Raw genomic sequence first — 22860 nt, forward strand, 5'->3', positions numbered from 1 at the left:
CAGATTTATATTTTCTTATATTACTTATATGGTGAAAAAATTTAAAAACTATCTTTGCCAAAATTTTACAATTCATGTTTACAGCAACTGATTTTATTCCAACTCCATATACTTCGACAATCGAAAAAGGAAACTTCGAATGGAGTGCTCCAAGCAACATTGCATTAGTGAAATACTGGGGAAAAAAAGACAACCAGATTCCGGCAAATCCATCAGTAAGTTTTACTTTAAACAATTGCAAAACGATCACGAAATTAGGTTTTGAAAAAAGAGCAAACCAAAATGCTTTTTCATTTGATTTACTTTTTGAAGGAAAACCAAAAGAAGATTTCAAACCAAAGATTCAAAAGTTTTTAGAAAGAGTTGAAGTTTATTTGCCGTTTTTAAAAGATTATCATTTTACAATTGATACTCAGAATACTTTTCCACATAGTTCCGGAATTGCATCTTCGGCTTCTGGAATGGCGGCGCTGGCAATGAATTTTATGAGTTTGGAAAGAAAACTAAACCCTGAAATGACCGATGAATATTTCTTTCAAAAAGCTTCATTTCTAGCTCGTTTAGGTTCTGGAAGTGCTTGCAGAAGTGTAAAAGGAAATGTTGTGGTTTGGGGAAATCAGGCCAATATTGAAGGAAGTACCGATTTATTTGGAGTTGAATTTCCATACGCTATTCATGACAATTTCAAAAATTATCAAGACACGATTTTACTGGTTGATAAAGGCGAAAAACAAGTTTCGAGCACGGTTGGACACGATTTAATGCACAATCATCCGTATGCTGAAAGACGTTTTGCTCAGGCACATGAAAATTTAGATCAGCTGATTTCTATTTTTGAAAGTGGAAATCTGGAAGAATTCATCAAAGTTGTAGAAAGTGAAGCTTTGACTTTGCATGCCATGATGATGACTTCGATGCCGTATTTTATTTTGATGAAACCAAATACGCTGCAAATCATAAATGCAATTTGGAAATTTAGAAATGAAACCCAGATTCCGGTATGTTTTACACTTGATGCCGGAGCAAATGTGCATGTGCTTTATCCCGAAAACGTTAGCGAAAAAGTATTACAGTTTATTCAGGACGAATTAGTTGTATTTTGTCAGAATGGTCAGTACATTTGCGACAAAATTGGAGAAGGCTCAATTGCATTATAATTTTGCGTATCTTTAATTAAATTTTTAAGAAAGACATAAAATAAATCATGAAAGGACCACTATTTTACTCAAAAATATTACTCTTTGGAGAATACGGAATTATCCGCGACTCTAAAGGACTTTCTATTCCTTATAATTTTTACAACGGCGCTTTAAAGAAATCTGAAGCTCCTACAGAAGAAGCAATTTCTTCAAACAAAAGCCTAAGAAGTTTTGCTTCTTATCTTGAAGTACTTCAAACACAACAGCCAGAATTAGTTACTTTCGATTTACAGACATTACACAATGATGTTGAAACCGGAATGTATTTTGATTCTAGTATTCCACAAGGATACGGTGTTGGAAGCAGCGGTGCACTTGTTGCGGCTATTTATGATAAATATGCTAACAACAAAATCACTGTTTTAGAGAATTTGACACGTGAAAAACTATTACAGTTAAAAAATATATTTTCTCAAATGGAAAGTTTTTTCCATGGAAAAAGTTCAGGATTAGATCCGTTGAACAGTTATTTAAGCATTCCGATTTTAATTAATTCTAAAGATAATATTGAAGCAACGGGAATTCCAACTCAAAGTTTTGATGGAAAAGGTGCTGTATTTTTGTTAGACTCAGGAATTGTTGGTGAAACGGCTCCAATGGTCAACATTTTTATGGAAAACCTGAAAGACAAAGGTTTCCGTACGATGCTTAAAAATCAGTTTGTTAAATATACAGATGCTTGTGTAGAAAACTTTTTACATGGCGACATGAAATCGTTATTTACCAATACTAAAAAACTTTCTAAAGTTGTTTTAAATAATTTCAAACCAATGATTCCAGAACAGTTTCACGGAATCTGGCAACACGGAATTGACACTAACGATTATTACCTAAAACTTTGCGGTTCTGGCGGAGGCGGTTATATTCTAGGTTTCACCGAAGATTTAGAACGCGCAAAAATGTCTTTGAAAGATTATAAGCTAGAAGTAGTCTATCAGTTTTAAGTTCAAAAACTCCTAAACAGTCTTTATTTGAATATATTTTTCTAAAATCTTAATCCTAAAAAATTATTGTCTATGAAAAGTATTTTAAAGATTATCAAAGCAACTTTTTTAGGCGGAATTATTTTTTTAGTACCGTTGGTTGTGTTACTGATTTTTTTGGAAAAAGGATATGGTATTGTTCAAAAAACGACACTCCCACTGGTAAACAACTTGCCAAGAATAAATGTTTTAGGAATTGCACTTCAGGAATTAATTGGAATACTGCTTATAATTATTATTTGTTTACTAGCGGGATTATTAGCAAAAACTTCCAATGCAAAAAAGCTGGTTCAAAAATTAGAAGATAGCATTTTGAGTTTTGTTCCCGGTTATTCGTTTATGAAAAGCATGAATGAAAACATTCTGGGAATTGAATCTAAAGACGACTTAAAAGTAATCTTAGTTCCAACAGATGCCGGTTTGCAGTTTGCTTTTTTAATAGAACAAATAAGCGAAGAAAAATTTACTGTTTTTATTCCGGATGCACCAAATCCGTGGAGCGGATCAGTGGTTTTTGTAGACAAAAAAGACATTCAGGATATTGATATTACACAAAAACAAGCTTTGGCCTGTATTCGAAAATTAGGCTATGGCTCTAAAGAATTGTTAAAAAACAAGCTCTAAAATATAGAATAAAAAAATATATTCTAACTTCCCTTAATCTAATCCATCATACTTTATAATTTATGTTAAGCAGACAGCACAAACTTGTAGTAATGAAAATTGTCAGTTTGTTTTCTGTCGTACGCGGTTATAATATCCCTATTATTGTTCTAGCACAATATTTATCGGCGATTTTTATTTTGGCTCCAGAAAAAAGAGCGCTTGATATCATCTTAGATTTTTATTTGTTTCTGATTGTTTTTGCTTCGGCGATTACCATTGCTTCGGGTTATATTATCAATAATTTTTATGATAGTCAGAAGGATTTGATCAATAGGCCAAACAAGTCGATGCTAGATCGTTTAGTTAGTCAGAAAACAAAATTAACCGTTTATTTCAGCCTGAATTTTTTGGCAGTTTTAATGGCTTCGATTGTTTCATGGCGTGCGTTTTTATTTTTTTCTACTTACATTTTTCTGATTTGGTTTTATTCTCATAAAATAAAGAAATACCCTTTTATAGGCAATTTGACGGCTGCACTTATGGCTGTAATTCCGTTTTTTGCCATTTTATTATATTTCTACAATTCGATTTCGTTTGAAGAAATTGAAAATCATATGAGTCATTTTATGGTTATTTCGGCGCATGCGGTTTTCTTATTTTTGCTATTGCTGATTCGGGAAATGATAAAGGATTTAGAGAACCTAAAAGGCGATCTGGCCAATGATTACAGAACAATTCCGATACTTTACAGCGAAAAGATTTCTAAACAGATTATTACCGTTTTGACATTTTTGACTATTATTCCGGTTTATATTTTAGTCAATGTTTATGATGTTGGATACATGGATATTTACTTTTATGTATGCTTTGCCGTATTGCTTTTTTTTCTGCTTTATTTATGGAAATCGAATTCTAAAGAGCAATTTTTAATGCTTCACAATGTATTGAAATTTCTGATTGTGGCAGGCGTATTTTGTATTGTTTTGATTAATCCGAGTGTTTTGTGGCACGGGAAAGAATTGATTTCTAAATACTAAGATGCAATGATAAAAAGAATAGTTTCATTTTTAAAGTCAAAACAAACATCAAAACCTTTTGACGTTGAAAATCCAAATATTCTGTTATTTCATGAAAATCCAAAAGATATCAATTTATTAATTGGGGATAAAATTCTAGAAGTCAAAATTCATCAAGACCACACTGGAACAAACGATTGGCTGGATACAAGCACTACTTTTTTACGATTGGAAAAAAATGGCATCATCTGTTTTCCAATTTCCGGAGATGAATATTTTGAAAATACTTTTGTCGATAAGAAAGCGATTTCAATTTTAGAAAAACATCAAAAAATCATTTATAACAGTATCATTGAAGATGTATACTATTTTGTTGATCCAGAAGAAGAAGAATTTGATGATTCACAAATGAGCTGTATTCTTCTGACTAATGGTTATATTCTGGAAGAAGAAAGAATGTCTCCAAAAGGATTAGCCGGAGCCAATATGTTTTGTAAAACTATTGAAGACTTTAAAAATGAATATAAAGACTCTAAATTTAAAATATACTCCATTAAAGACAAAGCCTTAAAAATTCTCAGTTAAAAATAATCATCCTATTATTTAAAAGAAGCCAATTGTTTGAATTCTAGCCCCGATTGCAGTGGAAATCCTTTTATTTTTTTTCTTTAAAAAAATAAAAGATTGAAACGAAAAGCGGGAATTATTGCCTGAAAAAAAGCCAATTGCGATGCTTCAAAATCCTTTTCCATTTTTTGCTATTAATCTAAGAACATTGAACTTAGGTTTATTTGGGCAGAAAAAACTATCTTTGCACAAATTAATGATTTTATGAACAACAAGGAAGGCAATAATAAAAGAGGCGGATCAAGACCAAATAGCTCAAGATCAAACTCTAGTAAGCCAAAACCACCAATGGCAAAACGCGCGCAAGGGCCGAAAAAAGAAAAGCCGGAGGTTAAAGCGGCGAAGGAAGCTGCTGAACAAAAATTTAAGAAACAAAATCAGGCACCAAAAAGACAAAAGGCTTCAGATGAAATTCGTCTGAACAAATACATCGCAAATTCTGGCGTGTGTTCACGTCGTGATGCTGATATATATATTCAGTCTGGAAATGTGAAAGTAAATGGCGTTCCGGTTACTGAAATGGGTTATTTAGTAAAATTAAATGACGTTGTAAATTTTGACGGCGTTGTTTTGACTCCTGAAAAGAAAGAATACATTTTATTAAACAAACCTAAAAACTTTACTACTGCCTTTGATGAAGGACAGGAATATCGTAATGTATTGGAACTTGTTCGCGGATCTACAAATGCAAAAATTGCAGCTGTTGGAAGAATGGACAAGAATACAACAGGTTTATTATTGTTTACAAATGATACTGATATGATTCGTAAATTTACTTTACCGAATCAGAAATCATCTAAAATTTACCAGGTTTCTTTAGACAAAAACTTAAAATTTGAGGATTTGGAAAAAATCAGCAAAGGTTTAGTTCTTGATGGGCACCGTGTGTTTGTTGAAGAAGTTAGTTATATTGAAAAAGAAGCAAAAAGCGAAGTTGGTCTTAAATTAAAATCATCTAACGTAAAAGTAGTTCGTGCTATTTTTGAAAGCTTTGACTACGATGTTTTGCGTATTGACCGCGTTTCATTTGCTGGTTTAACTAAAAAGAATCTGCCGAGAGGGAACTGGCGTTTCCTGACAGACCAAGAGATTATCAATTTGAAAAACGCATAATACGTTTCAAATTTGATTAGATATCAAATCCTGTTTTGCCTTGTGTAAAATGGGATTTTTTTATTTAGAAACTGAAAAAGTTATGTCCAAAAAGTGTGAAGATTGATCTTCCGATGTTTTGATTTTTGTCTTCCACTGTTTCGTAACATGCAAATCCTAAAATGATTTTGATTCCAGGTTGGATGCTGTTTAGGATTTCTCTTTTTTGTTCTTCCAAAAGCAATTTTAAACTGTCTAAAAGCTGGATATTGTTTTTAAGATAAGAAACAACAAGTAGTGCAGAGAAATTTAATATTTCGCGGGCTGTTTCACTTTTGATTCCGACTTCGTTTGAAATCATTTCAGAAATTCTGCCTTTTTTGTTGGTAAAGATTTCTTTTAAGATAGCGTTTCCTTCGATGCGATAACAGTCGTCAACTGATAAAATTCGTCCAGAAGCAAAATCGACTTCCTGATAAAAGGTTGAATTGTCTTCGATCAATGAGATGATTTCTTTATAAAAGCCCAATTCTTCGGCTTTGTTATAAAGGCCCATTAAAACTGTGCCAATCGAAACATCAATTCCCTTGATTAAAAGAGCATCATTCTCAAAATAAAATTTGTTTAGCTTAGAAACAACATTAGAAGAAATAAAACGTCTAAGTTCAATTTGTAGGTTTGGGGTCATACTCATAACTTAAAATAAATAATTATTTATACTTGTTAAAAATAATCGATAAAGTGAGGCTTTTTATCGTTTATCAGGATAAAAATATAAAATATTTTAACATTTCCAAAAAATAAGTTAAGAATATACATACCCGATTAACAGCTTATTAACACTAATTCCGCTCAACATCAATAAACATAACGCTTTCGTTATCAAAAGAAAATAAAAATATGTTTATGAAATTTTTAATATTTTTTAAAAACCTCATAAACATAAGAAAAATCCTAAGTATTTTTACACAATTAAAATAATATGTTTCGATATTCCCATGTTAGATGTAAAAAAATGCCAAGAAAAATAATACAAAACATAAAGTTAATAAAGCTCGAAGCCAGAAATCCAAGCAGTGATCCAGTTGCTGCCTTTAATGCTCGCTGATGGTTTTTTGAATCGTAAATAAGTTCTCCCAAAAATGCGCCAACAAAAGGTCCGATTATAACTCCAAAAGGTATTGGTGCCAAAATTCCAACTATTAAACCAATATTGGTACCCCAAACTCCATATGAACTTCCACCAAACTTTTTTGTCCCTTTTGAAGGAATTATATAATCCAGAATTGTAATGACAATCGTAATCAATAATGTAATACCCAACACCCAATAATTATTTTCGACCGCTTTTGTGAGATATAAAAGCAATAGGCCGACCCAACAACTTGACAAGCCGGGCAAAACGGGCAGGAAACTGCCAAAAATACCGATAATCATACAGATAAAACCGAGCAACAACAATACTAAATCCATATTTTTTTTGTAAATTGTATTTGCAAATCCTTGATAAAATAAGCCATGACACGATTTTTGAAAATATTTGCATTTTTCTTATTGATACATTTTATCAATCCGAATTTATATGCTCAAACTCAAAAACTTTCCTTAGATGATCTTTTGCTTCAGGACAGCATTTATAAAAGTAATAAGAAAAAAGTATTAAATTTTTCATTAAAAGAATTTGACACGCTTTTTCTTGAATTCTTTAATCGCAAAGAAGATCCAAATATTGTTTTAACGAAAGCCGAATTTTATACTTACACAGTTCAGATTGCAACATTCTCCGACCGCCTTGCTTCCTTATATCCTGATCAAAAGGAAGTTGCTGCGGAAAATAAACAGGAATGGCTCTCTGAAAACTATCAAGATTATTTAGAATACAAAGGTTCTCAAAAAAAATAATCGTATTTTTATACCATAATTTCTCTTTATTCAACTCAACCTCAAAATCTTGAAGCAGTTTTCTATTTTTTTTATTTTTTTATTTTTCGGTTCTTGTCAATATTTTGAGAAGAAGGTTCCGTCTGAAAAAGAATTACTTCGAAAGGAACTAAAAGCCATCAATTGGAAAGAAGTTGATGAATATCCAAGCGTCGCGGAATGCGAAACAATTGCCGATGAAAAACAACGTCAAAAATGTTTTTTTGATGTAATGTCGCAGCTTGTTCAGGAAAAGCTAAAAATTGATAGTCTTTCTATTTTGTACCCTGAATTGGATACTATTTCTGTAAAAGTGACTATTTTTCCGAACTCGAAAATGAAATTCGAACCGCAATTCCCTAAAGATTCTGTAGCTTATGATACCATCAAAGTGGACAGTATTCTTCATGCCCGCCTGGTTGATTTTCCAAAAGTAAATCCGGCAATTAAACGCGGTATTCCGGTAAAAACGCAATTTATACTGCCTGTTATCATAAAAGCAAAAGAAGCAAAATAAAGTCTATTTAATTAGTCTCAATCTTGTCATTCCGAGGAACGAGGAATCTTCGCAAGAAGCTCCACAAATTAAAACCAATCATTGTAGATTCAGCAACGAAGATTTCTCGTTCCTCGGAATGACAAGATTATGGTTATTATTTACTAAACTTCCTATCTTTCCATGTATAAGATCCAAACAAACTGTACAAAGCCACAGCTGAACTGAAAAACGGATACAATAAACTACTCAGTAAAAGACTTTTAATTCTTGTTTTTGTCAAAAACTGATTGGTTATAAAAAGCAAAACAAAATCAATTATAAATTTAGAAAAAGCAAAAAATACAAAAATAGGATAAGACCATATACCGAAAAGGAGAAAGAAAAATCCAATTACAAAACTCAAATTTCCGAAGAAAACGATCAAACCTAAAATTTTTCCAAAAGTACTTCTATACGAACTTGTCTTTGCCGCCCAGCGTACTCTTTGATGAAATAATGATTTCCAATTTTCTGTTGGTTTTGTGACAATAATTGCTTCTTCCGCTTTTAAATATTGAACTTCTTTGGGGAATTTTTCGATTGCTTTTTGAAGTAAAAAAACATCATCTCCGCTGGCAATTTTATCATTTCCTTCAAAGCCATTTATACTTTCAAACAATTCTTTTCTGTAAGCAAAATTGGCTCCATTGCACATAAAACCTTTATTCAAACCAAAACTTCCAATTGTTGCACCTTGCAGACTTGTGAAATCCAATTGCTGAAAATGATCTAAAAAAGAGTTTTCGGTTTTGTATGTTACAGCGCCCGCAAGCATCGAAACTTTATTTTCCTGAATATAATTATCAAAAGTTAAAAGCCAGTTTTTAGGAACTACACAATCAGCATCTGTCGTAATTACCCAATCGGTTTTTACGTGTTGCATTGCGGTTGTAATCGCGTCTTTTTTTGGAGAATTTGAAACACGAATATTGTCTATTTGTGAAATGTCAAATGTCAAATGTGAAATGTGAAATTTCTCGTCTGAATTATCGTCTACCAGAATCACTTCAAATAAATCTTTTGGATAATTTAAGTTTGAAAAACTTTCTAAAAGTATTGGAAGATTTTCTTTTTCATTCCGAAACGGAACTATAATCGTAAAACTTGTTTTGGACTTTAAATCCTTTTTATGATATTTTCTAACTTTAAAAAATCCAAAAATCAACAGCGTGATGCCGATGATATAAAGTAATAATATGCCAAACAATTCGCAAATCATTCTGTGGTTTTGGTTTTAAAATTCAGCACAAAATAGCTTCCTAAAACCACTGGCAAAACTACATTTAAAAACCACATTAAAGTGCTGATAAAAATGACAATCCATTCGTTTACGCCCAAAATTCCGAAGAAATAAATCGCTACACTTCCTTTTACGGCAAAATCCAAAAATTGAAATGTTGGCAAAGAAGAGGCCAAAAAATAAACCGAAGTAATAGCCGCCATTAAAGTCAAATAAGGCAGATCAACATCAAAACCTAAAAACAGGAAATAATATTGATGCGAAAAAACCAAATAACGGCAGATTCCTAAAAAGATGTTTTTCTGATGAACTGATTTTGGAATTTCATTGATTTTGTGAATCAGTTTTTCAATTGAATATCCTTTGACTTTTATCTTTTTTATTGAAAACAAAACAATCAGAATTAGTACAAATCCGCCAAAAAGAATCAAAACAGTTTTGCTTGTAATAACATTGAATTGTGCATTGAAATACAGCAATCCGAAGATTCCGAAAATTATGGTTAGGATCATCTGAATTCCGTTGCAAATTAAGTTCAGAAAAACCACTTTTTTAGCATCTGATTTTGGATAATACAACGCTTTTCCGGCGTACTCTCCTACTCCATTTGGAGTAAATATTCCGGCAGTCAAGGCAGCTAAAACTTGTTTTGTAGATTCGTAAACCGAGATTTTATGAATAACTTGTGCAAGATTCTGCCACTTCAAAATCTCAAAATAACGATTCAAAACACTCAAAAGCAATATAAATGAAATCCCTAAAACCGACTGATTTTTTCGGAACAAAACAATAAACTTCTGCCAGTCCAATTTATCATTGTTTGCCAGTTGATTATAAATAAAATAAAATGCGCCGCCAACAATCAAAAGTTTGGCCAGAAGAACAAGGAATTGCTTAGCTTTGTGAGGAATTGAAATCATGCCGCAAAAGTAATCAAATGTGGCAATTAGAAAATTAGAAAATGTGGCAATTTTCTAAACCTTAAACTTGAAACAAAAATCTCTTGACAAAAGAACGCATCATATTAGGTATTGACCCAGGAACTACAATTATGGGTTTTGGATTAATTAAAGTCACCAATAAAAAAATGGAGTTTTTGCAGTTGAACGAATTGCAATTGTCCAAATACGACAATCATTACCAAAAACTAAAAATCATTTTTGAAAGAACTATCGAATTAATCGAAACACATTGCCCAGACGAAATTGCGATTGAAGCGCCTTTCTTTGGCAAAAACGTACAGTCAATGCTGAAACTAGGACGCGCACAAGGCGTTGCAATGGCAGCAGGACTTTCAAGAGGCATTCCGATTACAGAATACGAACCGAAAAAAATAAAAATGGCAATTACCGGAAACGGAAATGCCAGCAAAGAACAAGTTGCCAAAATGCTGCAACAACTTTTAGGCTTAAAAGAATTACCTAAAAATCTCGATTCAACAGACGGTTTGGCGGCTGCAGTTTGTCATCATTTTAATTCGGGGAAAATCGTGGCTGGAAAAAGTTATTCGGGTTGGGATGCATTTGTGAAGCAAAATGAGGATAAGATAAGAAAATAGCTATATTTGTTAAAAACAAATCTTAATCTTAACCACAAATGACAAAAATTAAATTTATTGCATTTATTTTATTTGCAGCAATTATTTCTTCATGCTCTTCTGATAATAGCGACGAAAGCCAATCAGAAAGTTTTTTCAAATTTACTTATGACGGTAAAACCCAAAATGTTAAAACTTGGGAAGCCCAAAAACAAGGTGATTTCATAGAAGTAATGGGAACGTCAGAAGAAGGAATTGCAATTGATTTTAAATTTAATTCTTATGGAAATCTGTATCAGGCTCTTACAAATCCTGTAACAAACAACAATAATATCCCTTGGTTACAGGCTTCAGAAAATTTCACTTCCAATACTTTTACCTTCACTTTAGAAAACCTGAATACCACAGATAAAACAGTTCAGGTAAAATTTTCCGGAAAAGTATATGAAGATGGTTACGATTACGAATCAGATTTCGTTAATGTGAGCGGTTCATTTAAAGTTTCTTATAAAGAAATCACTCCACAAGTTGAAGGACTTGGTACTTTTGCTAAAATTGATGGAAAAGACTGGCATGGCTTATCATTTGACGGTACAATTGAAAACCAGACAACAAAAATAATTTATGCAGAGAACGACGGTGAGTACACAATTGGTATTGCTTTTCCTGATTATAATGCAAAAACAGGAACTTATAATTTTACCAGCAACAATAGTGCTTACAAAATTACTTTTGAAAAATACGATGTGGCAACGCACGAAAACATTACATACGATGTTTCTGGAACAGTTACTTTTACAACTCTAAATAGTGTTTTAGCTGCAGGAACATTTAGTTTAACTGCTACACATCCTACGACTAAAGCAAAAATTGTGATTTCGAATGGTACTTTTAAAGAAAGTGCCGCATTCTAATAAAAAAACATAATTTATCATTAATTAATATTGATAATTGAAGAGCAAGATTTACCTTGCTCTTTTTTTTATTATGTCCGGCATCTACATTCATATTCCCTTTTGCAAACAGGCTTGTCACTATTGCGACTTTCATTTTTCGACTTCGATGAAGAAGAAAGATGAAATGGTTTTGGCATTAGCCAAAGAAATCACTGTACGCAAAAATGAGTTTGAAAATGAGACTGTAGAAACCATTTATTTTGGTGGAGGAACTCCTTCTGTTTTATCAAACGACGAAATAAACTTTTTAATTTCTGAAGTTTATAAAAATTATAAGGTTGCCGAAAATCCAGAAATTACACTTGAAGCCAATCCAGATGATTTATCTGCAGAGCGAATTTTTGAATTATCTAAAAGTCCGATAAATCGTTTAAGCATCGGAATTCAGTCTTTTTATGAAGATGATTTAAAAATGATGAATCGGGCTCATAATTCGGCGGAAGCCAAAAAATGCCTGGAAGAAACAACTAAATATTTTGATAATATTTCACTCGATTTGATTTACGGAATTCCAGGAATGAGCGATGAAATGTGGCGACAAAATATTCAAACGGCTTTAGATTTTGGCATTCCGCATATTTCAAGTTATGCTTTGACCGTTGAACCGAAAACAGCTTTAAGTAAATTAATTCAAACCGGAAAAATTGCTGAACCTCAAGATGAAGTGGCTTCAAACCATTTTATGATTTTGGTTGAAATGCTTCAAAAAAACGGTTTTATACATTACGAGCTATCGAATTTTGGAAAAGAGAATTATTTCTCCAAAAACAATTCGGCATATTGGCTTGGTAAAAAATACATCGGAATCGGACCTTCGGCACATAGTTATGACGGCGAAAAACGAGGCTGGAATATTGCGAATAATTCGCTTTATATAAAATCGATTCAAAACGATGAACTTCCAATAGAAACTGAAACTCTTACGATTTCAGATCGTTATAATGAATATATTATGACAGGATTACGAACCATTTGGGGCGTTTCTTTGGAAAGAATTGAAAAGGAATTTGGATTAGAATATTTGGATTATCTGAAAAAACAATCTCAAAAATTCTTAAGTGATGATTTGCTTTCCATCGAAAATAATATTCTGAAACCAACTCCAAAAGGAAAATTTTTAACGGATGGAATTGCTTCAGATTTATTTTATCTAAATTTGGAAGAATAAAAATTGGACGCTGATAAAACGGATGCAAGCAACGCTGATAAATCCGTGAAATCTGCGTTAGAATATCCGTAAAATCCGTGTTCCATTATGCTTGCACTTTTAGACAATAAATATCAAATCGACTTATCAAAACCCATTGATATCTCGATTGCATTAACAAATACAGACGAAAACCCAATTGCCTGGTACATTGAAAAACCAGTTATTGAACCCGTAATTTTTGGCGATTGGATTGGGAAAGTTTCGGAAGGAAAATCATCAACGAACTTTAATAATATCTTCTTCAATCCGCATGGGCATGGAACGCATACGGAATGTTTGGGACATATCACAAATGATTTTTACAGCATCAATCAATCACTGAAACAGTTTTTCTTTTTTGCTAAATTGATTACGATTAAACCTGAAAAAATGGGAGATGATTTCGTAATTACGAAAGAGCAAATTCCAGCTTTGGTAAATGACAAAACAGTAGCTTTAATAATTCGAACGCTTCCAAATTCAAAAGACAAAAAATCAAGAAAATATTCAAATACAAATCCGCCTTATTTATCTGAAGAAGCTGCGATTTTTATCCGCGAAAGCGAAATTCAGCATTTACTGATCGATTTGCCTAGTGTCGACAAAGAACATGACGAAGGGAAATTATTGGCACATAAAGCATTTTGGAATGTAAAAGACACTGAAAATCTAAATCCTGATGCAAGACTGAACGCAACAATCACCGAAATGATTTATGTCCCAGATGAAATTGAAGATGGAAATTATATACTAAACCTTCAAATCGCTTCGTTTGAAAATGATGCAAGTCCGAGCAAACCAATTTTATATAAAATTTTAGATTAGAATGATTAGCGTTTCTACAGATAAAGCCAAACTTGATGTTCCGTTTATACAAAACTTTTTAAAAGATATTTATTGGGCTTCTGGACGAACAATTGAAGAAGTTCAGACGACAATTGATGCTTCAGTTTGCTTTGGAATTTATTTGGATGACAAACAAATTGGTTTTGCTCGTGTAATTACTGATTATGTGGTTTTTGCTTATTTAATGGATGTTTTTATCATTGAAGAACATCGCGGAAAGGGTTATTCGTCAATTCTAATTGAAGCGATGATGAACGAACCACAGCTTCAGGAAGTAAAAATCTGGCGATTGGCGACAAGCGATGCTCACTTTTTATACGAGAAATTCGGATTTACAAAACTGAATCATCCTGAAAAGATGATGGAAAAAATTGTCAAATGAAAACAGTCTTAAAACTCGAAGAAGCGGCTTTATTTATTCTGGGAATATTTCTTTTCAACCGTTTAAATTATGAATGGTGGTGGTTTTTGGCTTTAATTTTGGCTCCTGATTTATCAATGATTGGTTATGCATTTGGAAACAAAGTCGGAGCATTTTTATATAATTTATTTCATCATAAAGGAATTGCCATTCTTTTATATGTTTTAGGCTTTTATTTGAAAAATGAATTATTGCAGTTAGCCGGAATTATTTTATTTTCACATTCGGCAATGGATCGAATTTTTGGTTACGGCCTGAAATATGAAAAGGGTTTTAAATACACACATTTAGGAGAAATCGGTAAATAACGAATTATGAATTTAGAAACGTATTACGAATATTGTCTTTCGAAAAAAGGTGTCAGCGAACATTTTCCTTTTGATGAAGATACTTTGGTATTTAAAGTTGGCGGAAAAATGTTTGCATTATCTTCTCTTTCACAATGGGAAAAAAATGAAGCTTCGGTCAATTTAAAATGTGATCCAGACCGCGCAGAAGAACTTAGAGCTGAATATGACGAAATAAAACCCGGATTTCATATGAGCAAAGTACATTGGAATACCGTGGCTTTAAACGGAAATCTTCCGGACAAATTTGTGAAAGAACTTATTGATCATTCGTATGAATTGGTTTTCAAAAGTTTGACAAAGAAAATTCAGAGCGAAATTATCGAATTAGAAAATTAGGCATTACATTTGCATCGTTAGAAAAAAAACTTAGCTGTTTGGCAGCTTTGAAACTTAGCAACTTAAAAGCAATGAAAGAACAATTTAAAAAATTTCTGAACGAAGAACAAGATCCAAAAGCGATTGAAAAAATCACTTCGAAACTTACAGACTTATTAATGAAAGGCGAAGAAGTTGGATACATCGCAGTGCAAAAAAAGCCTACTCTTACTGTTTTTCCTGATAGCATTGTATTAACAAACAAGCGTATCATCATCTGTAAGCCTAAAAATTTAGGCCTTTCTATGGATTTTACAGATTATACTTGGGATGATATTGCAAGTACTTTTGTAAAAGAAAACATTTTGGGTTCTGAGTTTTCATTTGGAACAAAAACTGATTTAGCAGTTTCTATTGATTACATTCCGAAAATTCAGGCTAGAAAAATTTATACTTACGCGAAAGAACAATTAGATTTATTAAAAAATCCAGTTCAAACCGCAACTCCTGTTCAAGAAACAACTGAACCTGTTTTTGAAGAAGAAGAGGAAGAAATCGAAGAAGTAGAAACAGAAGAAGTAACAAGCTTTGCTGAAATTTTACCTGCTGCTCCAGCTGTTACAGAAACGTATGAACCACTTCCGACTCAGCCAACTGGAGAGCGCAAATTAAGCGATTTATCTAAAGAAGAACTTTTCGATAAATTACAGAATTACAAAAAACTTCTTGACAACGGTTTAATCATGCAAGGAGAATATGATGCTTATAAAAAAGAGATTTTAAGTTATATGTAATAGCTTAACCGCAAAGGTCGCTAAGACTTACGCAAGGTTCGCAAAGAAAAACCCATCAGCATAACTGATGGGTTTTATTTTTTATAAAAAACTTTGCGAACCTTTGCGAAAAAACCTTGCGTTCTTTGCGGTTAAATAATTTACAAAGTCGCTTTCTGTTTTTCTACAAAACTATTCGATTGAAGTTCCAGTAATTCTTTTGCGTTTTTTCGCTGAAGATCATAGAGCGTTTTATCTTCGGCGATATCAGCGTAAACTTTATCATGCATTTCGGCGCTGGTTTTTACTAATAAATCGCGTTGGTATTTATTTTGTGCCAAAGTTGCTTTCATTGCGGTTTCAGCTTCTTCTTGTTTGAAATCAAATTCTCCTTTTGGCGCTAATAATTTGGCAATAATTGGAGAAGTTTCAATTGCTAAGAATAAAAGCATAATGAAAAATGACGGAAGCCAAGGCAGTTTATTCAAGGCATTAATACGCGCCATTAATCCATCAAAACCTTCAATAATTGGCTGTGTTTGCGAAACTTTCTTGTCTAAATCAGCTTGCAATTGTTTTCCGATTTTTTCTTTCTCGGCAATTTTAGCTTCGTTTGTCGCTTTTAAAGTTTCGTATTCTTTTAGAGACGCATCGTGTTTTTCTCGTTTTTCTTTATAAACCGGGCCTTTTCCAAGCTTTTTAGTTCCGGCAGTTCCTTCTGCTTCTGTAATATAAGTTGAATATAAAGCATTTACCTCTTTTTCTTTCTTTACAATATCGGCTTTTAAAGCGGCGATTTCTGCTTTATTCTTATCTAAATCGGTTTTGAAATAGGTTCCGATTTGTTTTTTATTGGCCAATTCCATTTCGTTTTTCTCTTTCAATAAAACGGTATTGATTTCCTTTTCGAAAATTTTAATTTCTAAAGGCTTCGAAATTACAATCGCAATAATAATCGCCAAAGCAATACGTGGAGTAGCCTGCAGGAATTCGTCCATAAAGCGATCTCTTTTTTTAATGGTAGAAACGATAAAACGATCTAAATTAAAAATCAGCAAACTCCAGACAAATCCAAAAATTAAAGCCGGGTAAATAGAATCGAAAACGGTAAAAAGTGCATAAGCACTGGCCAGAAAAGCCATAACTGCGGTAAAAAACACGGTGGCACCAATACCAACATATTTGGTTTGTTCGCCTTCTGAGCATCCTTCTAACAAATCTCGGTCGGCACCGGAACAAAGGATAAAAAATTGTTTTAACATGATTGATGATTTTTGATTGTGATTGATAAGGCAAATTTAGCGCCAAAAATTTAATTCTGAGGTAAATAGTTGATTTGTTTTCATTTGCGCATTAAATTATTTCAAACAATTAAGTGTTATTTAAACATTAATAAGTTTGTTTTTTGTCAGAGGAATCATAACACTATGTTAATTTTTTTCAACTTTTTAAATAACATTAAGGTTCTAGTTTCGCAGGAAATCAAACTAAAACACAATGAGAAAAATTTATTTATTAGTAACATTTATGCTATTGGCCTTTTCAGGTTATGCTCAAAAAGCAATAATTTCCGGAAAAGTATTAGATATTGACGACAAACTTCCTTTGCCTGGAGCGATGATTCAAATCGTGGGTGAAAACAAATACACGGTTTCAGATTACAACGGCCGTTTCGAATTATTAAACATAAATGCTGGGACATATAAACTTGAAGTAAAATATATTGGATACACTTCTATAACAAAAGAAATTACGGTAGAACAAGGAAAAAACAACGTAATTGATTTTGCTCTAAAAACATCAGGAACTGAGTTGAATGAAGTTGTGGTTGGAGACATTTTGAAAGGTCAGGCCAAAGCACTGAATCAGCAAAAAAACAATAAAAACATAGGAAACGTAATCTCTTCAGATCAAATGGGGCGTTTTCCTGATGCCAATGTTGGAGACGCTTTAAAACGTGTTCCAAGTATCACAATGCAAAACGATCAGGGTGAAGCTCGTAATATTATTATTAGAGGTCTTGCTCCATCTTTGAACTCGGTTACTTTAAATGGAGACCGAATTCCATCCGCTGAAGGAGACAACAGAAACGTGCAAATGGACTTGATTCCGTCTGATATGATTTCGACTATAGAAGTAAATAAAACATTAACTTCTGATATGGATGCGGATGCAATTGGAGGTTCTGTAAACTTAATTACAAGAGCAACTCCAAACGGTGAAAGAATTTCTGCAACGCTTGCTGGAGGTTACTTGCCAATTCGTGAACACGCTTCATACACTGCAGGTTTAGTTTATGGTAACCGATTTGCAAATGACAAATTAGGAGTTGTTTTCAGCGGATCCTATAATAATGTAGATTACGGATCTGATAACATCGAAAACGAATGGGTAAAAGATGATTTTGGAAACGAATATCTACAAGCTTCAGAAATCAGAAAATATGATGTTCAGCGTATTCGCCGAAGCGCTTCTATAGCTTTAGATTATAAATTTGACGAAAACAATACCATTTTTGCCAATGCAATCTATAACTGGAGAGATGATCGCGAAAATCGTTTCAGAACCACTTATGATGATATCGAGCCAATTTACAACGGCGAAGAAATCACTGGTTTTGAAGGCCGTGTAAAACGTCAGACAAAAGGTGGAGTCGACAACAACAGAAACAAAAACAGAAGATTAGAAGATCAGCGCGTGCAAAATTATTCGCTTCGTGGAGAACATTTAATCAATTCAACTTTAGATTTGGATTGGTCTGCCAATTATGCAAAAGCGAGAGAATATCGTCCGCAGGAGCGTTATATCGAATACCGTCAGAAAGGTTTGGAAATGATGGAAGATTTATCTGATCCAAGATTTCCTTTAATGACAACTGTTGGCGAATCTGTAGACGAATTCAAATTTGATTCGGTTACTGAAAATACAGATGAAACCAGCGAAAGCGAATTTGGTGCTAAAGTAAATATCCGTTTTCCATTCTCTGTAATTGCAGGTGAAAAAGGAAGATTAAGAACAGGACTTAGACTTCGTTTGAAAGAAAAAGAAAGAAACAATTCGTTCTATTCTTACGAACCAATCAACGACGGAATGGAATTATTATCTGAAGTTCCAACAAGTTATTACGACGGAAAAAACTTTAATCCGGGAAGCAAATATGTACCGGGAACTTTTGCTTCGGCTGCCTTTTTAGGAGGTTTGGATTTAAACAATCCGACTTTATTTGACAAAGAAGCAGATCCAGCAGAATATTTGGCTGTAAACTACAATGCTAAAGAAAGAATTACTGCTGCCTATGTAAGATGGGATCAGGATTTCAACGATAAACTTTCTATGGTTTTAGGTTTCCGTGTTGAGAATACGCACATTGATTATACAGGAAATCGCGTATTGGATGAAGAAGAATTAGAAAGCCAAATCAACACAAAAAACTCTTATACTAATTTATTGCCAAGCATTTCATTTCAGTACAATGCTACAAAAGACTTAGTTTTAAGAGCTGCTGCAACTACAGCTTTGGCACGTCCAAACTATTACGCATTGGCACCATACGTAAATAATATTGCGGCAGACAAAGAAATTACAGCTGGAAACCCAGATCTTGACGCAACGTATTCATACAATTATGATTTCATGGCCGAGAATTATTTCAAATCTGTTGGTTTGATTTCTGGAGGTGTTTTCTACAAAAAATTACATGATTTCATTTATAATTATAGTGATAATCAATATACAGATGCAAAATTTGCAGCTGATTTCCCAAATCAGACAAACCCAATTCCAGCTGGAGAAAACTGGTCTTTTGTACAATCCAGAAATGGTGATACTGTAGACGTTTACGGTTTTGAAGTGGCTTTTCAGCGTAAGTTGGATTTCTTGCCAGGCGCATTTTTGAAAGGTTTTGGTATTTATGTGAATTACACTTACACAAAATCAAAAGCTAAAGGAATTTCTGATGAAGATGGAAACGAAAGAAACGACATCAGTCTTCCTGGAACAACGCCACACATGTTCAACGGATCTTTATCTTGGGAAAACAAACGTTTTTCTGCAAGAATCTCGACCAACTTTACTTCTGATTATTTAGATGAATTGGGTTCAGAATCTTATAAAGACAGTTATTATGACAAGCAATTTTTCTTGGATGCAAATGCTTCTTATAAAATCACGCCAAAACTTCGTCTTTTTGCCGAAGCTAACAACTTGACAAATCAGCCATTACGCTACTATCAAGGTGTTGAAGCGCACACAAAACAAGCTGAATATTACCAGGCACGTTACAATTTCGGATTGAAACTAGACTTGTAAAATCTGTTTTTTAAAATTCTTAAATTAGACAGAGTTTACCGCTCTGTCTAATTGCATTAAAATATATAACATAATGAAAAATAAATCTTTAGTTGCTCTTTTGCTTTTAGCAATTTCCTTTACCGCTTGCAAAGACGATAAATTAGCGCCAATTCAGCCAAATGCCGTAAAACCGACAACTGTTACTCAAGCTTTGCCTCACGATACAGATGATCCATCGATTTGGATTCACCCAACTGACGCTTCTAGAAGTATTATTGTTGGAACTGATAAAGATACAGACGGTGGACTATATGCTTTTGATTTGAAAGGGAAAATCCTTAAAAAATCAATTCCGTTAAAACGCCCAAACAATGTTGATATCGCTTACGGATTACTAATTGACGGAAAAAAAGTAGACATTGCTGTTACAACAGAACGCGAAAGCAACAAAATCAGAATTTTTAGTTTACCCGATTTAAAACCAATTGACAACGGTGGAATTCCGGTTTTTGAAGGAGATGCAGAAAGAGATCCAATGGGAATTGCTTTGTATACACGCCCAAGTGATAAAAAGATTTTTGCCATCGTAGGAAGAAAAACTGGGCCTTCAGGAAGTTATTTATGGCAATATGAACTTTCAGGAAATGGGAAATTCGCTGCGGCAAAAGTGGTTCGCAAATTTGGAACTTACAGTGGAAAGAAAGAAATTGAAGCCATTGCTGTTGATAACGAATTAGGTTTCGTTTACTATTGTGACGAACAAGTTGGAATCAGAAAATACAAAGTTGATCCAGCATTAAATGACAATAAAGAATTGGCGTTTTTTGGCCAAAAAGACTTCAAAGCTGATCATGAAGGAATTGCGATTTACAAGAAAACCGATTCTACAGGATATATTCTAGTTTCAAATCAGCAAGCAAATTCTTTTATGGTTTACCCTAGAGAAGGTGCAAAAGGAAATCCAAACAATCATCCTTTATTGGCTGAAGTTCCAACTTCAACAATTGAATGTGACGGTGCCGATGTTACAAATGTAAACTTAGGTGGAAAATATAAAAACGGACTTTTCGTAGCGATGAGCAACGGAATGACATTTCATTATTACGCTTGGGATTTGATTCAAAAACGTATTGACGAAGCAAAAAAATAAATATATAACTCTCAATTTCCGGTCGCAGTTTTCAGTGTTTATTTATTTTTTTTTCTGCGATTGGAAACAAAAAAAGCTGTTCAAATTGAACAGCTTTTTTAATTTTGAATTAGTAATTGCCCCTTTATTCTGTAATCGGTGCTCCTGCTAAAATTTCAGCATTCGCAAATTCTTCAAATTTGGCAAAATTAGCTTTGAATTTCTGAGCTAATTCTAACGCTTTTTTATCGTATAAATTTTTGTCCGCCCAAGTATTTCTTGGATTTAAAATTTCCTCTGGAACATTTGGACAAGATTGTGGTTTTGCAATTCCAAATACTGCGTGATCTTTATATTCTACATTATCCAGTTCTCCGTTTAATGCAGCAGTAATCATAGCACGAGTATATTTTAGTTTCATACGGCTTCCTGTTCCGTAAGGACCTCCAGTCCATCCTGTGTTGATCAACCAAACTTTTACTCCTGCATCTTTCATTTTTTTGCTTAACATTTCAGCATATTTTGTTGGATGTAAAGGCATAAATGGCGCTCCAAAACAAGCAGAGAAATTTGGCTGTGGTTCAGTTACACCAGCTTCAGTTCCAGCTACTTTTGCAGTATATCCAGAAATAAAATGGTAAGCAGCCTGACCCGGAGTCAATCTTGAAATTGGAGGCAAAATTCCGAAAGAATCTGCCGTCAAGAAAAAGATATTTTTAGGATTGTGACCAATTGAACCTGGCTGAATATTGTCAATATGTGTTATTGGGTAACTTACACGTGTGTTTTGAGTGATTGAAACATCATCATAATCCACTTCATTAGTTCCAGCTTTGAAAACCACATTTTCTAAAAGCGCACCTTTTTTGATTGCTCTGTAAATGTCTGGTTCATTCTCTTCAGATAAGTTGATTACTTTCGCATAACAACCACCTTCAAAGTTGAAAACTGAATTCTCGCTTGTCCATCCGTGTTCGTCATCTCCAATTAGTTTACGCTCTGGATCTGCAGATAAAGTTGTTTTTCCTGTTCCTGACAATCCGAAGAAAATTGCAGTATCACCGTCTTTACCAACATTGGCACTACAGTGCATCGGAAGTGTATTTTTGAAAACTGGCAAAATGAAATTCAACGCAGAGAAAATTCCTTTTTTCATTTCTCCTGTATAACCAGTTCCACCAATAAGAGCGATTTTTTTAGTAAAATCTAAAATTGCAAAGTTAGACTGACGCGTTCCGTCAACAGCAGGATCTGCCATAAAACTTGGAGCGCAAACTACTGTCCATTCTGGAGTAAAATTTGCTAATTCAGACTCTTCTGGTCTTAAAAACATATTGTAGCAAAACAAGTTTGACCAAGCCGTTTCAGTTACAACACGAACATTTAATCTGTACTTGTCATCAGAACAAACGTATGAATCACGAACAAAGACTTCTTTGTCTGATAAAAACTTTGTTACCTTATTATATAGTTTTTCAAAAGCTTCTGGTGCAAAAGGAATATTTACATTTCCCCACCAAACTTTATCTTCTGTAATCGAATCTTTTACAATAAAACGATCTTGTGGAGAACGTCCTGTAAATTCACCTGTATTAATAGCCAATGCTCCTGTTGAGCTTTCGACACCCTGGCCTGACTGTAAAGTAATGGCATGCAATTCATCCGGGGATAATTGATAGCGAACTTTAGCATTTTCAATTCCTAATTCTTTTAACGAAATCGATTGCGAGAAAAGTGTGTTAGTGTCCATAAATTTTAAGTTGTGTGTGATGTTTGATAGAATGCAAAATTACAGATTTATTGTAAATCCTTTAAAAATATTTCAATTTCACT

Annotated in this window: 24 protein-coding genes; 18 read left to right on the forward strand and 6 right to left on the reverse strand. The window is 33.4% G+C overall.

The window, feature by feature from the left end:
* Positions 1-74 precede the first annotated feature (74 nt).
* The 6 genes from ACNFIH_RS10785 to ACNFIH_RS10810 all read left to right on the forward strand — a co-directional run bounded on the left by ACNFIH_RS10785 (position 75) and on the right by ACNFIH_RS10810 (position 5544).
* Entirely contained in the window at positions 75-1157 is a 1083-nt protein-coding gene (locus ACNFIH_RS10785; RefSeq protein WP_426486617.1) for a diphosphomevalonate/mevalonate 3,5-bisphosphate decarboxylase family protein, read from the forward strand.
* A 47-nt stretch (positions 1158-1204) separates the two neighbouring features.
* A complete protein-coding gene (locus ACNFIH_RS10790) occupies positions 1205-2143 on the forward strand; it encodes a mevalonate kinase family protein (RefSeq protein WP_426486618.1) in 939 nt (312 codons plus the stop codon).
* Between the two features lie 72 nt (positions 2144-2215).
* Complete coding sequence (locus ACNFIH_RS10795) at positions 2216-2806, forward strand: DUF502 domain-containing protein (protein ID WP_426486619.1); 591 nt, start codon at positions 2216-2218, stop codon at positions 2804-2806.
* A 62-nt stretch (positions 2807-2868) separates the two neighbouring features.
* A complete protein-coding gene (locus ACNFIH_RS10800; RefSeq protein ID WP_426486620.1) occupies positions 2869-3825 on the forward strand; it encodes a geranylgeranylglycerol-phosphate geranylgeranyltransferase in 957 nt (318 codons plus the stop codon).
* 6 nt (positions 3826-3831) lie between these two features.
* Positions 3832-4389 (forward strand): hypothetical protein, encoded by a 558-nt coding sequence (locus ACNFIH_RS10805; RefSeq protein ID WP_426486621.1) that lies wholly within the window; start codon positions 3832-3834, stop codon positions 4387-4389.
* A 246-nt stretch (positions 4390-4635) separates the two neighbouring features.
* The gene (locus ACNFIH_RS10810) at positions 4636-5544 is read left to right on the forward strand and encodes a pseudouridine synthase (RefSeq protein ID WP_035645879.1); all 909 of its coding nucleotides are present in this window, start codon (positions 4636-4638) and stop codon (positions 5542-5544) included.
* A 64-nt stretch (positions 5545-5608) separates the two neighbouring features.
* Here the strand turns inward: ACNFIH_RS10810 and ACNFIH_RS10815 are convergent, their stop codons facing one another.
* Both ACNFIH_RS10815 and ACNFIH_RS10820 read right to left on the reverse strand, forming a co-directional pair.
* Positions 5609-6211: a DUF937 domain-containing protein gene (locus ACNFIH_RS10815; protein ID WP_142450173.1), complete on the reverse strand. Its 603-nt coding sequence runs from the start codon at positions 6209-6211 to the stop codon at positions 5609-5611.
* 284 nt (positions 6212-6495) lie between these two features.
* On the reverse strand, positions 6496-6996 hold the full coding sequence (locus tag ACNFIH_RS10820) for a DUF456 domain-containing protein (protein ID WP_426486622.1): 501 nt from the start codon (positions 6994-6996) through the stop codon (positions 6496-6498).
* Positions 6997-7041: 45 nt separating this feature from the next.
* On the opposite strand from ACNFIH_RS10820, the gene ACNFIH_RS10825 reads away from it, so the two are divergent.
* Together ACNFIH_RS10825 and ACNFIH_RS10830 are read left to right on the forward strand one after the other, a co-directional pair.
* Positions 7042-7425, forward strand: a complete 384-nt coding sequence (locus ACNFIH_RS10825) for a hypothetical protein (protein ID WP_426486623.1) — start codon at positions 7042-7044, stop codon at positions 7423-7425.
* Positions 7426-7474: 49 nt separating this feature from the next.
* Positions 7475-7960 carry a hypothetical protein gene (locus ACNFIH_RS10830; RefSeq protein WP_426486624.1) on the forward strand — a complete coding sequence of 162 codons (486 nt, stop codon included), beginning with the start codon at positions 7475-7477 and terminating at the stop codon, positions 7958-7960.
* A 136-nt stretch (positions 7961-8096) separates the two neighbouring features.
* Here the strand turns inward: ACNFIH_RS10830 and ACNFIH_RS10835 are convergent, their stop codons facing one another.
* Positions 8097-9200: a glycosyltransferase family 2 protein gene (locus ACNFIH_RS10835; protein WP_426486625.1), complete on the reverse strand. Its 1104-nt coding sequence runs from the start codon at positions 9198-9200 to the stop codon at positions 8097-8099.
* Positions 9197-10141, reverse strand: a complete 945-nt coding sequence (locus tag ACNFIH_RS10840; protein ID WP_426486626.1) for a hypothetical protein — start codon at positions 10139-10141, stop codon at positions 9197-9199. Before ACNFIH_RS10840 ends, ACNFIH_RS10835 begins: the two co-directional genes overlap by 4 nt.
* Positions 10142-10224: 83 nt before the next feature.
* Between ACNFIH_RS10840 and ruvC the strand changes: the two genes are divergently transcribed.
* From ruvC to ACNFIH_RS10880, 8 genes are all read left to right on the forward strand, one after another.
* Positions 10225-10779, forward strand: a complete 555-nt coding sequence (gene ruvC / locus ACNFIH_RS10845) for a crossover junction endodeoxyribonuclease RuvC (protein WP_426486627.1) — start codon at positions 10225-10227, stop codon at positions 10777-10779.
* A 38-nt stretch (positions 10780-10817) separates the two neighbouring features.
* Complete coding sequence (locus ACNFIH_RS10850; RefSeq protein ID WP_426486628.1) at positions 10818-11672, forward strand: hypothetical protein; 855 nt, start codon at positions 10818-10820, stop codon at positions 11670-11672.
* Positions 11673-11745: 73 nt separating this feature from the next.
* Entirely contained in the window at positions 11746-12882 is a 1137-nt protein-coding gene (hemW, locus tag ACNFIH_RS10855) for a radical SAM family heme chaperone HemW (protein ID WP_426486629.1), read from the forward strand.
* Between the two features lie 87 nt (positions 12883-12969).
* Positions 12970-13728 carry a cyclase family protein gene (locus tag ACNFIH_RS10860; protein WP_426486630.1) on the forward strand — a complete coding sequence of 253 codons (759 nt, stop codon included), beginning with the start codon at positions 12970-12972 and terminating at the stop codon, positions 13726-13728.
* A 1-nt stretch (position 13729) separates the two neighbouring features.
* Positions 13730-14131 carry a GNAT family N-acetyltransferase gene (locus ACNFIH_RS10865; RefSeq protein ID WP_426486631.1) on the forward strand — a complete coding sequence of 134 codons (402 nt, stop codon included), beginning with the start codon at positions 13730-13732 and terminating at the stop codon, positions 14129-14131.
* Positions 14128-14478, forward strand: coding sequence for a DUF4260 domain-containing protein (locus ACNFIH_RS10870; protein WP_426486632.1), 351 nt, complete (start codon positions 14128-14130; stop codon positions 14476-14478). The genes ACNFIH_RS10865 and ACNFIH_RS10870 overlap by 4 nt, the downstream gene beginning before the upstream one ends.
* A gap of 6 nt (positions 14479-14484) precedes the next feature.
* Positions 14485-14856: an MmcQ/YjbR family DNA-binding protein gene (locus tag ACNFIH_RS10875; protein ID WP_142450161.1), complete on the forward strand. Its 372-nt coding sequence runs from the start codon at positions 14485-14487 to the stop codon at positions 14854-14856.
* A gap of 71 nt (positions 14857-14927) precedes the next feature.
* The gene (locus ACNFIH_RS10880; protein ID WP_426486633.1) at positions 14928-15629 is read left to right on the forward strand and encodes a PH domain-containing protein; all 702 of its coding nucleotides are present in this window, start codon (positions 14928-14930) and stop codon (positions 15627-15629) included.
* 140 nt (positions 15630-15769) lie between these two features.
* Here ACNFIH_RS10880 and ACNFIH_RS10885 read toward each other — a convergent pair whose 3' ends face one another.
* Positions 15770-16870: a DUF4407 domain-containing protein gene (locus tag ACNFIH_RS10885; protein ID WP_426486634.1), complete on the reverse strand. Its 1101-nt coding sequence runs from the start codon at positions 16868-16870 to the stop codon at positions 15770-15772.
* Positions 16871-17105: 235 nt separating this feature from the next.
* On the opposite strand from ACNFIH_RS10885, the gene ACNFIH_RS10890 reads away from it, so the two are divergent.
* Together ACNFIH_RS10890 and ACNFIH_RS10895 are read left to right on the forward strand one after the other, a co-directional pair.
* Positions 17106-19916 (forward strand): TonB-dependent receptor, encoded by a 2811-nt coding sequence (locus tag ACNFIH_RS10890; protein ID WP_426486635.1) that lies wholly within the window; start codon positions 17106-17108, stop codon positions 19914-19916.
* A gap of 73 nt (positions 19917-19989) precedes the next feature.
* The gene (locus ACNFIH_RS10895; RefSeq protein WP_426486636.1) at positions 19990-21048 is read left to right on the forward strand and encodes a phytase; all 1059 of its coding nucleotides are present in this window, start codon (positions 19990-19992) and stop codon (positions 21046-21048) included.
* Between the two features lie 124 nt (positions 21049-21172).
* Here the strand turns inward: ACNFIH_RS10895 and pckA are convergent, their stop codons facing one another.
* Positions 21173-22777, reverse strand: coding sequence for a phosphoenolpyruvate carboxykinase (ATP) (pckA, locus tag ACNFIH_RS10900; protein ID WP_426486637.1), 1605 nt, complete (start codon positions 22775-22777; stop codon positions 21173-21175).
* Between the last annotated feature and the right edge of the window lie 83 nt (positions 22778-22860).

Origin of the sequence: Flavobacterium sp. 2, from assembly GCF_049949195.1 — a bacterium.
Taxonomy (GTDB): domain Bacteria; phylum Bacteroidota; class Bacteroidia; order Flavobacteriales; family Flavobacteriaceae; genus Flavobacterium.

What these genes read in the sequence shown, in the direction of transcription:
- ACNFIH_RS10850 (WP_426486628.1), top strand. Translation starts at nt 10,818, where the DNA reads ATGACAAAAATTAAATTTATTGCATTTATTTTATTTGCAGCAATTATT.
- ACNFIH_RS10820 (WP_426486622.1), bottom strand. Translation starts at nt 6,996, where the DNA reads ATGGATTTAGTATTGTTGTTGCTCGGTTTTATCTGTATGATTATCGGT.
- ACNFIH_RS10800 (WP_426486620.1), top strand. Translation starts at nt 2,869, where the DNA reads ATGTTAAGCAGACAGCACAAACTTGTAGTAATGAAAATTGTCAGTTTG.
- ACNFIH_RS10890 (WP_426486635.1), top strand. Translation starts at nt 17,106, where the DNA reads ATGAGAAAAATTTATTTATTAGTAACATTTATGCTATTGGCCTTTTCA.
- ACNFIH_RS10870 (WP_426486632.1), top strand. Translation starts at nt 14,128, where the DNA reads ATGAAAACAGTCTTAAAACTCGAAGAAGCGGCTTTATTTATTCTGGGA.
- ACNFIH_RS10860 (WP_426486630.1), top strand. Translation starts at nt 12,970, where the DNA reads ATGCTTGCACTTTTAGACAATAAATATCAAATCGACTTATCAAAACCC.
- ACNFIH_RS10810 (WP_035645879.1), top strand. Translation starts at nt 4,636, where the DNA reads ATGAACAACAAGGAAGGCAATAATAAAAGAGGCGGATCAAGACCAAAT.
- ACNFIH_RS10840 (WP_426486626.1), bottom strand. Translation starts at nt 10,141, where the DNA reads ATGATTTCAATTCCTCACAAAGCTAAGCAATTCCTTGTTCTTCTGGCC.
- pckA (WP_426486637.1), bottom strand. Translation starts at nt 22,777, where the DNA reads ATGGACACTAACACACTTTTCTCGCAATCGATTTCGTTAAAAGAATTA.
- ACNFIH_RS10790 (WP_426486618.1), top strand. Translation starts at nt 1,205, where the DNA reads ATGAAAGGACCACTATTTTACTCAAAAATATTACTCTTTGGAGAATAC.
- hemW (WP_426486629.1), top strand. Translation starts at nt 11,746, where the DNA reads ATGTCCGGCATCTACATTCATATTCCCTTTTGCAAACAGGCTTGTCAC.
- ACNFIH_RS10885 (WP_426486634.1), bottom strand. Translation starts at nt 16,870, where the DNA reads ATGTTAAAACAATTTTTTATCCTTTGTTCCGGTGCCGACCGAGATTTG.
- ACNFIH_RS10875 (WP_142450161.1), top strand. Translation starts at nt 14,485, where the DNA reads ATGAATTTAGAAACGTATTACGAATATTGTCTTTCGAAAAAAGGTGTC.
- ACNFIH_RS10865 (WP_426486631.1), top strand. Translation starts at nt 13,730, where the DNA reads ATGATTAGCGTTTCTACAGATAAAGCCAAACTTGATGTTCCGTTTATA.
- ACNFIH_RS10835 (WP_426486625.1), bottom strand. Translation starts at nt 9,200, where the DNA reads ATGATTTGCGAATTGTTTGGCATATTATTACTTTATATCATCGGCATC.
- ACNFIH_RS10815 (WP_142450173.1), bottom strand. Translation starts at nt 6,211, where the DNA reads ATGACCCCAAACCTACAAATTGAACTTAGACGTTTTATTTCTTCTAAT.
- ACNFIH_RS10895 (WP_426486636.1), top strand. Translation starts at nt 19,990, where the DNA reads ATGAAAAATAAATCTTTAGTTGCTCTTTTGCTTTTAGCAATTTCCTTT.
- ACNFIH_RS10880 (WP_426486633.1), top strand. Translation starts at nt 14,928, where the DNA reads ATGAAAGAACAATTTAAAAAATTTCTGAACGAAGAACAAGATCCAAAA.
- ACNFIH_RS10785 (WP_426486617.1), top strand. Translation starts at nt 75, where the DNA reads ATGTTTACAGCAACTGATTTTATTCCAACTCCATATACTTCGACAATC.
- ACNFIH_RS10825 (WP_426486623.1), top strand. Translation starts at nt 7,042, where the DNA reads ATGACACGATTTTTGAAAATATTTGCATTTTTCTTATTGATACATTTT.
- ACNFIH_RS10795 (WP_426486619.1), top strand. Translation starts at nt 2,216, where the DNA reads ATGAAAAGTATTTTAAAGATTATCAAAGCAACTTTTTTAGGCGGAATT.
- ACNFIH_RS10805 (WP_426486621.1), top strand. Translation starts at nt 3,832, where the DNA reads ATGATAAAAAGAATAGTTTCATTTTTAAAGTCAAAACAAACATCAAAA.